Here is a 15,688-nt window from a genome sequence, read left to right on the forward strand (position 1 = left end):
CCCATTAATTTCCGACAGCGATAGCGCTTTCGCTTTGCTGAATGACACTATTCGTGATAAGCTGAGTCAAGTTTCCGGTCAATAGTATAAACACTTCCGAATTATGAGGGAATCTCCTTGAAACTCGCATGCGCCAGAGGAACTCTCGTACAAGCGGCTGTTTGCCTCACATTGGTATTCCTTACCGTACAATTCGCCAGCGCAAAAGAAAACCTTCCTGAAGCGGTGCAGATTTCCGCGCCGGACGGACTGTCTACGAACATTTACAGCCACCCTGAGAAAAAATCCGATCTCCTCGGGATCGCACTTCAGGGAGACATTCTCGAGGTCCGCGGAGTTCAAGGCGAGTTTTACGAAATCCGACTGTCCGTGGACAAGAAGGTATCCGGTTTTGTGCTTCGCGATCACACAAGCCCCTATGAGGACACTGATAAGAAATCCGTTCTGACTCCCACTGTTATAGCTATAGGTGCCGTGATTGCCTTGATAGCCTTGGCAGCAGGATTTCTGGTGTTCAGAGCTCGAAAGACCCATGAAACCGCTCAGCAAGTAGCGTCAATCCCCGCTTCCATAAAAAGAGGCGAAGAGTTGTTCAGAGCCGGAGAATACGGCGAAGCTATCCGCGAATTCAGGAGCTATATTTCCCTTCAGGGTGGTGAGGTCCGGAATCCCGACGTGTACAGGCGCTTGACGGTATGCTATCAGAATACGAATGAAATCCGGGAGGCCGCTCTTGCATGGGAGAAAATGAGAAGTCTGGGAGGGCTGAAGAACCTGGACGACTACAGCCTTGGCGTGGAACTCATGAGCGCCCTGGGTCGCGAGGCTGAGGCAGCGAATATTTACGAGCAATTGCTACAGCACGAAAATGATGAAGACAAACGTTGTGAAATCCATAAGAAGCTTCTCGATATCTATCGACGCTTAAAAGACGGAAAAAAAGTCGTACAGCATGCAATGAAGCTGAGAACACTGGGGACCACGGATCCCAATATACTCCCGGATACAATCCATTATCTGATTGCTGAAGGTCAAACGGATGTTGCCATCGAGAGCAACAGTCGCGAGCTTGTTGTAGAGATTTGCACGGAATTCCTGGAGGATAAGGCCCAAACGCCCGAAGCCGGAAGGATATACCTTAAAGCTCTCGAATACGACAGGACGGATCAGCGCCTCCACCGCATGCTCGCCAACATATACAACGAGAGCGGTGATGTGAAAAGGGCCGTGAGTGAATTGACCATTCTGCATCAACTGGATAAGGATCAATCGGAGGTATACCTCGAAGAGGCTGCCAGAATTTATCTGGAGAAGAATAGAATCTCCACAGCCATTGCAGAAGGTAATCCCCTCATCATAAAGAAAATTGCTCAGCTCTATCTCGCTCGATCGGAAGTGAATCCCGAAGCCGTTGCAATTTACGAAAAAGTGCTGGAATTTCAGCCCAAGGCTGTAGGCATTAACAGAATGCTTAGTACTGTTTACCTCACCCGGGGAGAACTCGACAAATACATGAGCAAGCTACGGTTGCTGTATGAAATCGATGGTTCCAACCATGATTACCTGAGCGATCTGGCAAAATGCATTATCGATAACGATATGATTGACGAAACCCTGAAAGAAGGGAATCGCGATCTCAATGCCAAGATAGTCAAGCAATTGATTAAACAGGGCAAGGCGACAGATACGGCGGTGAGTCTTCTTGAGAAATTGATAAGAGTCGAACCTGACAACGTTACTGTTCGGGCGGCCTTAGCAAAAGCATACGAACGAAGATCGGAAAAGGAAAAGTGCTTCGATCATGTGCTTCACATACTTCGAATTCGACCCGATGATGAAGAATTTTCCGGAATGGCCGCTTCATTGGCCGCGGAGCTGAATCGATTGCACGATTTGCCGAAAAAAGGACACCCACGAGTTCTGGTTTCTGCAGCAGAAGAGATTATCACAAGAAATATGACCGATTCTTTTGCTCGGCAAATCCTGGAACTCGCATGCGAGCATGATCCCTCCGAATTTCGTTTCTCCAGCTATCTTGGAAATCTGAAATCCGCAACCGCTGTTCCTCTCCCTCAACTGGAAGCAGCCTCCGAACCAAAGAACGAAGACAAACCGGAAATCAGACCCGAAGTCAAGCCGGCAATCAAACCGGAACCAAGGAAAAAAGCCAGTCCGGAAATTTCATCCAAGAAGGTCGCTGACCGGAAAATCGAGCCTACTCCTCCGCCAAGACCGCCTGCAGCACGGCCGAAGCCCAAGCAGCCCCCTCAGAAGGTGAAATCTCCACAAAAAACTGAAGAAATCAGGATCGAGAAGATTCACGATGCAAAGGATGTCACTGCAAAGGTCAGGTCTGCAAAAACACCGGATAGGAAAGAACAGATCGGCCCTCCTGATGAAAAGCCTGTAATAAGAACAGAAACGCCTCGGAGCGCCCCCACAGTCGTCCCTGACCCATTGCAGAAGAAAGAAGAGAAACCTGCAGGACCTCCGCAACAGGCGATCCGCTTTACGGATGAAGTCCTGACGGAAGAGCGCGCTGTTACCACCTTTGTTTCAGGTCATGCCAGCGGGCGAACCGGAAATGAATTCGCGAGAGAGGAGCTGCTTCTTCCCACAGCCGGAGGGTTGGCGTACAAGGAGATGGAGGCGCTAGTACAGGACGGGTGGGGCAGCATTCATGTGGGTATGGAGGTGAATACCGGCCGTCCGGTGCTCATCCGTTTATTTCGGAAAGGTATCATGGAACCTCTCGCTATGAAGGAGTTCGTGGCACAGGTTTCCGAAACGTCCTACAATGCAGTGCATGACAACATCCTTCCCCTGGAGGAAGTCGTTCGTGGTCTCGGAGGGGCCCATGCCCTCGTGCACCCATTCTTCTCCCGCACCCTTGAGGGAGTGATGCGGGATAAGCGGCGTCCTGATCTCCCTATCAGGTTGGATATGATCCAAAAGGTGTTGAATGCGCTGGTATTCGCGCACAACTACACTGGTATGGACGGAACACCTAGAAAAACATATCACCTGCAACTCCAATCCAATCTCGTATTTGTCAGCAATGACTACAAGAGGCTGCAAATAGCAGGTTTTGGGCATTCCCAGATTTACAGGAATATTTTACGGCCAAAGCAACCCAGATGGCAGGATCCTGGAATGAATCCCCAGTTTATGCCGCCTGAGTTTTTCAGGTCAAAGGCGAACATCAAAGAAAAAGCAGCTGATATTTATTCATTAGGCATTCTAATCTACTACATGGCAACCGGTGAATATCCATTCGAAGGACCCGCATTCGATGATTACAAATTTCAACATATACGAATTTTCGCGGCTCCGCCGAGACTTATAGATCCCACCATCCCCGACTGGCTGGAACCGATTATCCTGGGCTGTCTCGAAAAAGATGCTGACAAACGTTGGGACAGCGTCAAGGAAATCGCAAATGCATTCGCCAAAGGATTGAGTCATCAAACCTAATCCAGGGCGATTCCAGCCTGTCGTCACCTGACCCCAGGGCAATGCTCTCAGACTGCCCACACCTCATACGTGTTTTCGTTCGTATTGTTGGTGTAATGATTCTCTTGTTCGTGTAACATAGTAATGTAGTTGGTAAGGATTTTACAACGTTCACATGGATTATAAGCGGATTCGTGCCGAGTGACTTTTCCCTTGGAGCGGGAGGACATTTGAATTTTCAAGTCCTTAATGTCGTTATACATACGCAAACAATGCCGGATGCTCCATTTCCCCTTAAAAACTCTGCACGTAACTGCATACTCCTTAAGCCAACTTTTTTCGTCGGTCTTCATCAGGAAGTTCCTCTCTATCGGGCGGACGACTGCTCCCGAAGCTGTGCTGCTTGATGAATGTCCGATTCACCCTTAACCCATGGGATGCTGTACCCGACACCGCGTTTGGAGAAATGTTCCTCATCAAAAAGACAAGTTCTGAAACATTTTTCTTTTCACTTGTACATGAGCCGAAATTTCGTTGACTTAGTGCCCTAGTACTGTTAGATTTTTGGCGGAGAGTATGGAACAAAGGGCTGTGAGAAGGCATCTTTATCATATTGTCGACGTAAAGCGGGAATTCCGCTTTGAAAATCGGAAACGCGGTCTCTCGGGAAGAGTGGGCGCAACCCTCGTGGTGATTTTGCTAACCTGCTCCGCTATCTGCCTCTTCTATCTCCCTGGTAATTCAAACCATTTTCCATCTTCCTGTAGTCTTCCCGCTGCTACGATGAACAAATTCGAGGAGAGCGCGTGCAAGGAATTGACGGATGCCGCAGCCGATTCTGAGAAGCCGTACTGCGAAGACCTTCAGGAAATTACCGAAGTCACCGGACAGGGAGAAACACTGCTTTCTCTCATGGGAGACAATATTCCGGATGAAGCCTCGGCCCAACGCGTCGCGACCATAATCGCCAATGAAATTCAGAGACACTCCGACCCCAAGCTGAACGCTCGAACCGCCCTCAAGCCAGGAACTCGATACACCATCAGTCTCAATAAAGATGACCAGTTTCTCAAAGCAACTATCGAGCTGGACCCGTCAAATGTCTACCATATAGTCTCTGAACCTACAGGACTGCGAACATGGAAAGAAGAAGTAGTCCTGGATTTCAAGACTGAGGTGCTTTGTTTTAAAATGCGCGGATCTCTCGCTGAATCGGTCTTGAGTGCTGGAGAAGGCGCAAAACTGGCATCGGAATTGGCAGCGGTATTCCGCTATGACATAGATTTTCAGTCTGAATCGATGAGGGGCGACACCTGTCGGGTCCTTTTCGAGAGAAGATACGCTGACGATAAGCCTTCAGGATACGGCCAGGTTTTGGCAGCCGTTTATGAGGGCAAGAAAACCGGTATCAAAACAGCCGTCTGGTTTAAGGATCAGTATTATGATGAAAAAGGAGTGGAACTCAAAAAGAGTTTTCTCCGATCGCCGCTGAGCGTCATTCGAATTACTTCACATTACGGAAACCGATTTCACCCTATCCTGAGAGTTTGGCGAAAACACAATGGTGTGGACTACGGAGCTGCTGCGGGAACTCCGGTAAAGAGCATTGCCAATGGCGTTGTCACTTTCGCAGGATGGCAGAACGGCTACGGAAAATACGTGATTATCCGGCATAACAATGGCTATGAGAGCCGGTACGGGCATCTTCAAAAATACTTCGTCCAAGCGGGTCAATCTATAAGACAAGGCGACAGGATAGGTTTGGTAGGCATGACCGGTCTCGCTACCGGACCGCACCTGGATTTTCAACTGCTCTCTCATAACAGGCACGTGAATCCTCTTAGCGTCATAAGAATAGAGACCCCCAAGACAGTTGTCGCTCCACTGAAACCTCGATTCCTTTTCGTGAAACAGGAATGCCTGGAACCCTTGCTGAATGCAAATCGTCAGGCTTTCACGAAAACGGACACCGGCAATCGGTTGGCGTTGAATAATCGCTGAATCGCTTCATCTGACTCAAATCCCAAAAAGAACTTACAATTTAATTTATTGACTGGTAATGATAGAAGCGTTATCATTGTTGCGACTAATCTGTTCAAATTATATCGAGGAAAGGCTATCTTATGAAAAAATTGACATATCTTGGGATTCTTGTGTGCTGCATGATGGCGGTGACTCCGGCGCACGCTTTTCTCGATTATTTTTTCTCAGGATCTGCCAGCAGGGACGCAATCGATAATTCGGCCGTCGGGGATCTAAGGGCATGGTGGACCGGTAATCCGGCGTACCAGTTCAATCCCTACTATTCGGGTAATGCGAACCCTCAGCAACAACAACAGCAGCAACAGCAACAAGTACCTCAATATCCTCAGCCTTCAATGCAGTTCTATCCGCCTCAGCAGGCTCCTCAGGCCGCAGGATATCCACAGCAGTTCCAGAATCCTCAGGGTGTTCCGCCGCAATACGTGCAGCAGCAGATGCCTCAGCAGCAGTATATGCCCCAGCCGCAGGGATACGGTCAGCAAATGTATCCTCCCCAGGGATATCAGCAGGTACCGCAACAATATCAGCAAATGGCGCCCCAAGGATATCAGGGGCAGTAGTGGGGACCGGAGTCCCGAGACTGTCTCTCTCACAAGTCGGATATGTGAAAAAGTCGTGGCACGAATTCCTCGTCATTTTCCCGGCGGCGTGATTGTAGGAGCGGGCCTTGTGTCCGCCCAAATAAGGGTAGGCACTAGGCCTACCCCTACGAAGATGCCGAATAGTGGCACGATTTACATGCATTCGAGAATTTTGAGACAGCTTCTTCCTGCTCCCTGCCGGTCCATTCTATCGATATCATCGATCATATTGAAGATGTGCCGGCACGGAGGCACGGCACCCACCAATATTCCTAAATCTTCAACTGGACACCAATTTTGGCAATTGCATAGACAGGGGAAGACTATTCGTCCTTCGGGAGCTGTTTTAGTCTGGTTCCGGCGAGGCGGCCTTGTGCCGTGTGGGGGTTGTCTGTAGTGAGCTGTTTGTAAATTACCCGTGCCGAACGAGGATCGCCCAGTTTCTCGAAAGCTTCTCCCTGCTTGAGAAGTGCATCAAGCTCCTTCAGAGATCCGGGATACTCCTTGACTACTCGATGGAAATTGAGCACTGCCTCGTCATAACGTCCCATTTTGAACTTGGCCTCTCCAATCGAGTAGACCGCGTCCGCGGCAAACTGACTCTTGGGATTTCTTTTCACGAGTTCTTCAAATTGCATCACGGCCTGATCGTAGTTTCCAGATCGCAAGAGCTGAAAAGCGTCTCTATAAGCCTTCTCGTCCGGCGCTATTGGCGTATTCCGGATGTCTACTTGAGGCTGCTGCACTTCAGGGTTTGTAGAGGTCTGCGGTCGAGTAAGCTGCACTCCCGGACCAGTCCCCGGCTGTTGCTGCGGGGCTCGAGAAGTTGGCGGTGCCTCCGGTCTCATCTGTTGAGGAGCCTGACGAGGTTCAGGATATGTCGGCTGAGAGGGGGATGCGGCTGGTGCACTTGCCTCACGGGGAGCTTCAAGCCCGAGATGCTTTTCAATAGAAGCAACTCGATCCTGCAATGTTTTCACCAATCGATCGTTTCCACCGGCCTGAGCACGTTCTATCATGTCCCTCAGGCGCCGTATCTCGTTCTCCATTTCTTCTACCCGGGCAGCGAGATGCACAGTCCCTGGATCGGTATGAGGCACTGATTGGGCCGGCTTCACATAGGGAAGCGTGGGGCCTGAGGTCCTGGTGAGGCACCCGGACAATGCGAGCGTCACCAGGATCAGTACCCATGACAGCCGGAAAACCGGCAGTCGGCCTTCTCGTTTCAGGACTGATGTTCCGTTGCCCGAGGTGTTCATCGAGACACTCGCAGGTAGACTCTTCGATTTTTGGACCAGGCCTCTTCATTGTGCGCTGTATCAACCGGTAATTCGGAACCGTACGAAACGGTGGAGAACTTGTTCGGTGGAATCCCCAGAGTTACCATGTACTCCACAACAGCTCTGGCACGTCGATCCCCGAGCGCCAAATTGTACTCGGCAGTACCACGTTCGTCACAATGACCTTCTGACACTGTTCCGAATTGCGGAGCGCGTTTCAGGATTTCCGCATTATACTGAGCCGCGGATTGGGCTTCGGGCGACAAGGTGAAGCTATCGTAGGCAAAGTATATCGGCTTCAAAGTAGTCTGAACTACTTGAAGATCTTGCTCAACGGGACCGCCTACCGTGGGAGCTCCCGGACCGCCGGGAATTGGACCGGGCTGTCTCACAATGGGCCTGGAACAACCAGACGCGAGAAAGAGGACAGCAAGCAGCAAAAATATTCCACGCTTCACATGACGAGAGGGCATGGATCTCAACTCCTTTCACCCCCAGGACCCTTGCTTGTCACCACGAATTCCTCGACCATGCCGGCGATTTTCCCGTTATTGGAGAAACGGGCGCCTGAATCCGGCCTCGGGAATCCATTATGTAGATAAGCCTCCGCCCATCCCGGTTCGATACAAATGCTATGAATCTGCCATCCGGCGACCATGCGGGATCCTGATTCGAACCTGCGCTCGTCAGTACTCGCAAATCGGTTCCATCCGGTTTCATAGTGCATATCTGAAATCGTCCCTCGACCCTGGCCGTGAAGGCAATCAGATCTCCTCGGGGGGACCAATCAGGATCGGTATTGTAATTGCTGTTAAAAGTTAGACGTTTCGGCTGGCCACCCTGGGAAGACATGACGTAAATCTGAGGAGTTCCCGCTTGATCTGACACATACGCCATGGCAGCGCCGTCCGGGGACCATGCGGGAGAGATATCATTTCCTCTGCCGTTCGTCAACACTTTTAGCATGTTTCCTTGCGCATTTATCACAATAATCTTAGGCAAGTTATTAACGTTTGCCGATAGCGCTACGTAATTACCATCAGGAGAATGTCGCGGCGATGCGTTCAGGCCCGGACGCGACGACAACGGCCGAAGCCCGAGCCCTGGAAAATCTACAGCCCACACGTCCGGGTTTCCCCTTATGTATGACGTAAAAATGATGCTTCTGCCGTCCGGAGACCAATCGGGAGACAGATTGATGCTATTCGTGCGAGTGAGAGGAGTGAGATTATGGCCGTCGAAGTCCATGACAAACAGTTCGCGTGACTGTGAGTCCCCCACGAATGCAATTTTGGTGGAAAAGCAGCCGGGCACGCCCGTGAGCTTCTCCATGACTCTGTCTGCGAACCGATGCATGATTCGTCGATAGTCTTTTATGTTCCCTGTGTATCGTTTGCCGACTTCCAACTTTTTGAGTGCGATGTTATAGAGCCGGACTTCTACGGTGAGTTCTTCACCTTTTGTGCTGAAATTCCCCAGAATAAGCGCTCCGACACGTGCCTCCATCCATTTCTCGAAATCAGGCTCTCCTGAGGCTGTAGGGGGTATGTTGAGCGTTACGTCGGGTGTTTTAAATAGTCCGGTGAAATACAAATCATCTTTGATTACATCTGCGAGTGCTTTTCCGCCGATGGGGGAGGGTTCGGCAGACACGAGGTCCGGAACCGCTACGAGGGTCAAGGTTGGATCGACATCAATAATCAGGGGCTCACTGTATCCCGGCACGCAGTACATAAGCGTCAAGAGCGCCATTACCACTGTAAAGAAGAAATGCTTCTTGAGCTGAAGAAACATGGGTGCCTACTGAATCCCTCTGGATGTAAACCTGAGCGCAAGCCCGCCGGCCTGCTTTATTCTCTCTTTGACTTCAGGCGAGGGGGGAGGATAGGGGGAGGCCTGTCGAACTGCCTGCATGGCCGATTGATCGAATTGCCGGTCTCCCGAGCTTGTGTGAATGGAAGCGTCTATGAGTGCTCCAGAATCGGAAATTTTGATTCCAATGACTGTCACTTGATTGAGATCGGGACGTTCTCCGATCACGGAAAAATAAGCCTGCGAGCGTTGTTTCACCAGAGCCAGCCAGCGGCTCAATTCCTCTTCACCGCGGCCTGCCTCAGCACTGTTCCCTTGATTTCCGGAAGCTTGTCGACTGCCCTGAGTGCCAAGATCGTTCTTTCTCTTTTCTACTTCTTTGCGGAGAGCAGCCATTCGTTTTTCCAGAAAAGCGGCCGGGTCCTCTTCTTTTTTCTTTGCTTCCGCTTTAGGAGGTTCCTTTGGCGGCTCTACTTTCAAAGGTTGCTTTTTTCTCTTCGCAAGAGTAATCGCCTCTTTTGGTGCTTTTCTGACTTCCGTATGGTCGATGGTCTCCCTCACCGATTCTATGGCCTTGAATCCGCTTTCCGGTTCAAGACTGTGTTCCAGAGGAGGAGGCTCGTCCAGTGCTTCAGGAGCGGAGCCGATTTTTTCTGTATCAGGCAGACCCGGCTCCTGGACAATTCGAACGGGCATGGATATTTCAACAGGTTTGTCAGGGGGAGCAAACGTCCGGTAAGACACCACGACAGCGAGGCTGATGAACAGCGCATGGAGCAGAAGCGATGCCGCTATCGTCCAGAATGATGCGGCATCCCTGGATGAGTCACGCAATGGCGTCATTTGCCCGAAGAGGACTCCTCTTGAGGTGTTGTGATAATGCCGAGATTGGACACGCCCGCTGATTTGAGCGCCCCCATGATCCGAACGAAGAATCCGTACGAGACACTTTTGTCAGCGCGAAGGTAAACGTCGCGACCCGCTTGATTCTTGGTTATTTCGAGAATGTACTCGGCAAGTTTGTCCTCACCGACAGCTTTTCCGTTCACTTCGATGCTTTCGGGTCCTTTGACCGAAATAACAACATCTTCAGCTTTTTGATCTTTTGTAATGGGCTCCCCCTTGGCCTGAGGGAGATCGAGCGATACTCCTTCTTGCATCATAGGGGCAGTTACCATGAATATGATGAGCAAAACCAACATCACGTCCACGAGTGGGGTGACGTTGATTTCCGACATAGCAGCCCTGCCTCGGGAACCGTTACTGAATGCCATGGTCTTCTCCTTCCCGAAGCTACTTTCGTTTCCAGTAGATCCGCTCGATAATATTGACTAATTCTGAAGAAAAATTGTCCATTTCATTTGAAATGACATTTATCCTGCTCAAGAAATAGTTGTAGAAGATAACTGCCGGGATTGCTGCAGCCAAACCGGCAGCGGTAGCAATAAGCGCTTCCGCAATACCTGGAGCGACAACAGCGAGGGAGGCGCTTTTCATCACGCCGATTCGCCGGAACGATTCCATAATTCCCCAGACAGTGCCGAAAAGTCCTATGAATGGAGCAGCAGACCCTGTGGTGGCAAGAAAATTTACTCCTCGTTCCAAACGGGTCCTCTCGGCGGTAACCGCTTGCTGAAGAGATCGTATGACGTTTTCCATTCCTGTCCGCTCGTACTCAGGTTCCTGTGCTGCTTCGGTAGAGGTCTGGTTTGCTTGCTGAATTCTGGAAATTCGATTCAATTCCGCGTATCCCGCTTTAAATACATGGGCCAGAGGACTATGAGTAAATTGTTTTGCCTCCGCGTAGAGCAAAGAAAATTTTCGGGATTCTCTAAAAGCGTCGAAAAAGAGTTGTGTGTGCTTTCTCGCACGTGAAAGCATAATGCTCTTGGTCAGAATAATGCCCCAACAAATAACCGAAAACAGGAGAAGGGTCAGCATGACAGACTTTACGACCCACCCGGCTCCCATGATGATGATCCAAAGGCTCTGATCGTGAACGTTTCCTTGTAATGCCGAGGCGACAGCTTCGGGCATGGATGGATTCTCCTTTCTTCAGATCGGGTTGTATCCTTAGTCCAATATCGGGACAAAGTCAAGTTTTAAGCTAGTTACAGAGACTTATCTACTTATCCTAAAGTGCTCCGCTTTTCAAGTCAAGGGACTGAGGGGACCTAAATGACCGGATTATCGAGACATGCTATGGTGGGCAATGGCAATTCCGGTAAATGCCGGTTGAAGTCTCGTACTGAAATAGGATATAATATATATACAGATTTTCGTTCTGTCTGGAAAGTAAGCTGACATTAAAGACATTTTTTTAGAGATATAGTTCCTCACTTGAATTCTCGGTGTTAAAAGTCTGCTGCGCAGGCTTGAAAATAGTTGACATTTGCGTTGATTTTGTTGTATTTTTTACCAAAAAATTTGCGAGGTCTCCATGCCTTATCGGATCGTCGTTGCCGACCAAGATCCTCGAAGCCTTGAGGCGGTAACTCGCTTTCTTGAGCAAGACAATGAATTCGTGAGTGTTTCCAGTTCCTCCGAACTCAAGCGAGCCATAAAGGAAGAAAAGCCTCATCTTATCATACTTTCTACAGTCCTCTCAGACTCACCCAATTGGAGCGCGGTCCAACGTGTTGTAAAGGGTATCAAGTCGTCCCGGGACTATTCGGATGTTCCTGTGATCTTGATGAGCGGCAGCGTCGGTGCTCCATCTCAGGATGAGGTCCAGGGATCGGGCGCAGACGGTTATCTGACGAAACCGATCGACAGAAACGTGTTGCGACAAACCGTCGAATCCCTACTGGGGATGGACGCGGGAAGCGGCAGCGAAGAAATCATGATTGATTTCGCTGACGACGATTCCGGAGACATGACGGAAGAATTGCTTGCAATGTCCAATATAGCAATGGACATGGACGAACCGTCGAGCGACGTTGGCGATACCGTCGAGATCGATACCGGTACGCTGGTTGCAGAACTCGATCATTCGGGTGAGATGGGTGGCGAGGACGCATACGAGGATACTGTTCGCCTCAATCTTGAAGATATGGGCCTCGAAGACGATTTAGAAGATGGTACTGCATTCGAGCCGACTATAGAATTGGTCTCTGATGTGCCGGGAGATTTCGGAGAACCGGAATCCACGGATGTGGAGAGTATAGACCTGGAAATGGGCGGCGGCGAGGCAATACCGGATTTTTCTTCCCTGTCCAAAGAGATGAAAGCTTCTGAGCCCCAGGGACGAGACTCCATCACCGTCGAAATGGATGTCGATGATATGGGCCTGGATCTCGAGGTGGACGACGACGGGACGGACGAGTTCAGCACATCCAAGGTGGAGGGAATAGACCTCGACGATACTGAAATCGGGGAAATCCTCGATGTTCAAGAACCCTCGAAAGTGCTGACTTCCGACGATCTGCTTATTGATGACGATTCCTTGATCAGGGAGGCCTCCCAGGACGTCGATATTATAGATCTCGAAGAAGACACTGAAATAAGGGATATAGATGAGGAAGAATTGGAGGCAGTTCAGGTCACGTCTGCCGAGTCTATCGGTCTGGATCTCGACGAAACAGTCCCTATAGAAAGTCTTGATTTCGTCGATCACAGTATGCCGGAAGATGCCGGGGAGATCGATCTCGACTCGGAAGAACCTATTGTCGGTGCGGAACTCGAACTGGAATCACCCCTTGAAGTGGCGGGGGAATTTGATTCTGACGAACTGACCCTCGAAGAAATGAGCGAAGAGGAGATTTCGACTCAGGAGTTTTTCGGAGAGGAACTCCCGACCGAAGAGTTTCCGACGGAAAAGTATCCGGAAGACAGGACCAGCGATCAAGCCGGTGAAATTACTCTTGATGAGTTCGGTATCGAGACTGCTGTAGTCGATCAGCCTTCGTCGGCGGAAGAGATTTCCCTGGAAGACGTGAGCATTGAAACCGCTCTGGGTGACGATATGGTATTCGAGCCGGCGCTTGAAGAAGAGCCCATGCTCGAAGTCACAGAAGATATTTCTTTTGACGAAATCACCTTGGAGGAGGAACCGGGTCTTCCTTTCGAGGAAGCTCCCGCAGGTGGAGAAATTCCTGCTCTCGAGACAGCAGCGGTATTGGCGGCTGGAGCAGTTGTAGGGGCTGCTGCTGCAAGTGCTGCCAAATCGTTTACTTCTCCGCCTGCGATGGTGCAGTCGGAGACCTCACCTCCCGTAGCCGATGTTGTTCCTCCGCAACCCGCTCCTGCAAAGCCGGAACCAGCCGTTCCGACTCCAGCTCCAGTTGCGGCTCAGACTCCGGCGTCTCCTCCTGTTGCTGCGCCTCCTTCTGACAGTCAGGTTCTTCAACAGCTAGATGCGGATGATATCAAGAAAATGTTCTCGGCATTTCTTGACGACAGGGTGCCGCTGAAATCGGATGTAGCCGCTTCCATGGATTCTGCGGTCAAAGGCGCGCTGCCTGCAAGCAGTGAGTTTGTAACGGTCTTCCGGGAAGCTATGCAGTCAATTCTGCCTACCAAGGATGAAGTGCTGCAGGGGCTCATTCAAAACCTTTCTGCCTCATTGCCGACTCGCGAAGAAATCAACACCCGTGTTGATGAGTTGATCGCTCAATCGTTGCCGACCAAAGAAGTGTTAACCTTGAAGGTCGAAGAATCACTTCAGAGTGTGTTGCCTGCTTCGGAAGCGATCACAGAGCGAGTGGACAGTGCATTCAAGTCCATTCCTGCTCCTGAAGAAATTACGAAACGGCTGGACGAACTCTTCGAGAAGCTTCCCGACTTCAGCGCATTTAGCGGGAAGTTTGAAGAGGCGCTCAAGGCCATTCCGTCTGAAGAGGATATTTCCAAACGATTGGACGAGAAGCTGCAAGGAATTCCTTCGCCGGAATCCATAGACGCTCGGATCGAAGCAGCATTCAAAGGAATTCCGTCCGGAGAAGAGATTCTGGAGAGAGTCGATGGAAAACTGAGCGCTCTCCCGTCGGACAAGGAAGTGTTCGAGCGTATTGATTCAGTGTTTGCCTGGCTTTCAAGAGAAGAGCTGGAAAAACGCATCAATGAGAAGCTTGCAATCATTCCTGAGCCGGAAATGATTCTGCGGCGCATTGATGATGCGCTTACGGTGCTTCCATCGCAGGAGGAAGTGCTGACACGTATAGACAATGCTCTTGGGGCCATTCCCACACGGGAACACATTGAACAGCGCATCGATAATGCGCTCCTGTCCATTCCTCCTCAAGAACAAATTATGGATCGAATCGATAGAGCGCTCTCGGCCATTCCCCCTCAAGAGCAGATACTTGGTCGAATTGACGAAGCCCTTCTTTCGATTCCTCCTCAAGAGAAGATTCTTGGTCGGATCGACAATGCCCTTTCGGCCATTCCTCCACAGGAGCAGATCATCGGTCGACTTGATGAGGCTCTATCGTCTATTCCTCCACAGGAAGAGATTATCGGCCGAATCGACGAGGCACTCTCTTCTATTCCTGCCAGAGCGCAGATCCTGGAAAAGATCGATGACGCACTTCGCGCCATTCCTTCAAATAACGAGATAACGACGAAATTCGATCAGGCTTTGACTGCTCTTCCTTCTCCGGAACATATAAATTCCATACTGAATTCGGTGTTGGAAGCCGTTCCCTCCAGAAACTTTGTAAAAGAGCAGATTGACACGCTTCTGTCCAGAGCCATTTCTCCGGAATTAGTTGCCGAACGGCTGGATCAAGCCCTCCGAGGTATGCCTTCGCAAGAATATATTCGGATACGACTTGATAATGCGTTCGCCGCTCTACCTTCCGCGGATATAGTACATGAGAGAATCAACAATTCCCTCCGTGTGATTCCCACGAAAGAAGCCATGGAAGCGAAACTCGATCAGGCACTATCCGGTATGCCGACTCCCGATATGGTAATGGGCCGCATCGATGCTGCCATGAGTGTGATTCCCAGCCAGGAAATACTTATGAGCAGACTGGAAGAAGCTCTCCAGCAATTGCCGACCACCGAAGCCGTTATGCAACAGGTAGCACAGAAGATCGATTCGTTGCTCCCTGCTCGGTACGAAGCAACCACATCGTTCCAGAACATTTTGAAAGACAGAATCAGCACCGTATTGCCTGAACCTGAAATAAAGAAGGCGTTTTCTCAACTCCTCCCCACTACCGATCAAATGCTGAAATCCGTAGTCACTGCTCTTCCGCAGAAGGAACGCCTCCAGGAGACCCTGACGCTCGGCATCACGGAAGCAATCCACAATGCTCTGCCGGAACGTATCTGGTTAGAGAGTGTGTCAAGAGGGCTGTTTGACGAGCATGCCAAAGGCCTGCTGCCCAAACGTGATGAAGTGGTTTCGATTATCCGTGAGGAAATACGGTCCAAACTGCTCACCATAGTGGAAAGAGTGATTCAAGAGCAGATTATGAAGATAACTTCAGAACTCTCCTGATAAGAGCGAATCCTCCGAACTTGCAGGGAAGGATTTTACAGAAAGTCCTCCCTGCTACCTCCCAAAAAGAC

General features: G+C 50.3%; 10 protein-coding genes. 4 read left to right on the forward strand and 6 right to left on the reverse strand.

Going from position 1 to position 15,688, the window contains the following annotated elements; translation table 11 throughout:
- Positions 1 to 117: 117 nt before the first annotated feature.
- The 3 genes from DESTI_RS00400 to DESTI_RS00415 all read left to right on the forward strand — a co-directional run bounded on the left by DESTI_RS00400 (position 118) and on the right by DESTI_RS00415 (position 6,056).
- Positions 118 to 3,474 carry a protein kinase domain-containing protein gene (locus tag DESTI_RS00400; protein ID WP_014807986.1) on the forward strand — a complete coding sequence of 1,119 codons (3,357 nt, stop codon included), beginning with the start codon at positions 118 to 120 and terminating at the stop codon, positions 3,472 to 3,474.
- 555 nt (positions 3,475 to 4,029) lie between these two features.
- Positions 4,030 to 5,454 carry a M23 family metallopeptidase gene (locus DESTI_RS28180; RefSeq protein ID WP_014807988.1) on the forward strand — a complete coding sequence of 475 codons (1,425 nt, stop codon included), beginning with the start codon at positions 4,030 to 4,032 and terminating at the stop codon, positions 5,452 to 5,454.
- Between the two features lie 122 nt (positions 5,455 to 5,576).
- Positions 5,577 to 6,056 carry a hypothetical protein gene (locus DESTI_RS00415; protein WP_014807989.1) on the forward strand — a complete coding sequence of 160 codons (480 nt, stop codon included), beginning with the start codon at positions 5,577 to 5,579 and terminating at the stop codon, positions 6,054 to 6,056.
- A 344-nt stretch (positions 6,057 to 6,400) separates the two neighbouring features.
- Here DESTI_RS00415 and ybgF read toward each other — a convergent pair whose 3' ends face one another.
- Genes ybgF through tolQ form a run of 6 tightly spaced genes read right to left on the reverse strand, consistent with a single transcriptional unit; the run spans position 6,401 to position 11,206 of the window.
- On the reverse strand, positions 6,401 to 7,336 hold the full coding sequence (gene ybgF / locus DESTI_RS28185) for a tol-pal system protein YbgF (protein ID WP_014807990.1): 936 nt from the start codon (positions 7,334 to 7,336) through the stop codon (positions 6,401 to 6,403).
- Positions 7,333 to 7,830 (reverse strand): OmpA family protein, encoded by a 498-nt coding sequence (locus DESTI_RS00425; RefSeq protein ID WP_014807991.1) that lies wholly within the window; start codon positions 7,828 to 7,830, stop codon positions 7,333 to 7,335. The genes ybgF and DESTI_RS00425 overlap by 4 nt, the downstream gene beginning before the upstream one ends.
- 37 nt (positions 7,831 to 7,867) lie before the next feature.
- A complete protein-coding gene (gene tolB, locus DESTI_RS00430) occupies positions 7,868 to 9,151 on the reverse strand; it encodes a Tol-Pal system beta propeller repeat protein TolB (protein WP_014807992.1) in 1,284 nt (427 codons plus the stop codon).
- Positions 9,152 to 9,157: 6 nt separating this feature from the next.
- Entirely contained in the window at positions 9,158 to 10,012 is an 855-nt protein-coding gene (gene tolA, locus DESTI_RS00435; protein ID WP_014807993.1) for a cell envelope integrity protein TolA, read from the reverse strand.
- Positions 10,009 to 10,443 (reverse strand): ExbD/TolR family protein, encoded by a 435-nt coding sequence (locus DESTI_RS00440; protein WP_014807994.1) that lies wholly within the window; start codon positions 10,441 to 10,443, stop codon positions 10,009 to 10,011. The genes tolA and DESTI_RS00440 overlap by 4 nt, the downstream gene beginning before the upstream one ends.
- A gap of 19 nt (positions 10,444 to 10,462) precedes the next feature.
- The gene (tolQ, locus tag DESTI_RS00445; protein ID WP_014807995.1) at positions 10,463 to 11,206 is read right to left on the reverse strand and encodes a protein TolQ; all 744 of its coding nucleotides are present in this window, start codon (positions 11,204 to 11,206) and stop codon (positions 10,463 to 10,465) included.
- Between the two features lie 403 nt (positions 11,207 to 11,609).
- On the opposite strand from tolQ, the gene DESTI_RS28190 reads away from it, so the two are divergent.
- Complete coding sequence (locus tag DESTI_RS28190) at positions 11,610 to 15,617, forward strand: response regulator (RefSeq protein WP_014807996.1); 4,008 nt, start codon at positions 11,610 to 11,612, stop codon at positions 15,615 to 15,617.
- Positions 15,618 to 15,688: the final 71 nt, after the last annotated feature.

Source organism: Desulfomonile tiedjei DSM 6799 (genome assembly GCF_000266945.1).
Classification (GTDB): domain Bacteria; phylum Desulfobacterota; class Desulfomonilia; order Desulfomonilales; family Desulfomonilaceae; genus Desulfomonile; species Desulfomonile tiedjei.

What these genes read in the sequence shown, in the direction of transcription:
- DESTI_RS28180 (WP_014807988.1), top strand. Translation starts at nt 4,030, where the DNA reads ATGGAACAAAGGGCTGTGAGAAGGCATCTTTATCATATTGTCGACGTA.
- DESTI_RS00415 (WP_014807989.1), top strand. Translation starts at nt 5,577, where the DNA reads ATGAAAAAATTGACATATCTTGGGATTCTTGTGTGCTGCATGATGGCG.
- ybgF (WP_014807990.1), bottom strand. Translation starts at nt 7,336, where the DNA reads ATGAACACCTCGGGCAACGGAACATCAGTCCTGAAACGAGAAGGCCGA.
- DESTI_RS00425 (WP_014807991.1), bottom strand. Translation starts at nt 7,830, where the DNA reads ATGCCCTCTCGTCATGTGAAGCGTGGAATATTTTTGCTGCTTGCTGTC.
- tolB (WP_014807992.1), bottom strand. Translation starts at nt 9,151, where the DNA reads ATGTTTCTTCAGCTCAAGAAGCATTTCTTCTTTACAGTGGTAATGGCG.
- tolA (WP_014807993.1), bottom strand. Translation starts at nt 10,012, where the DNA reads ATGACGCCATTGCGTGACTCATCCAGGGATGCCGCATCATTCTGGACG.
- DESTI_RS00440 (WP_014807994.1), bottom strand. Translation starts at nt 10,443, where the DNA reads ATGGCATTCAGTAACGGTTCCCGAGGCAGGGCTGCTATGTCGGAAATC.
- tolQ (WP_014807995.1), bottom strand. Translation starts at nt 11,206, where the DNA reads ATGCCCGAAGCTGTCGCCTCGGCATTACAAGGAAACGTTCACGATCAG.
- DESTI_RS28190 (WP_014807996.1), top strand. Translation starts at nt 11,610, where the DNA reads ATGCCTTATCGGATCGTCGTTGCCGACCAAGATCCTCGAAGCCTTGAG.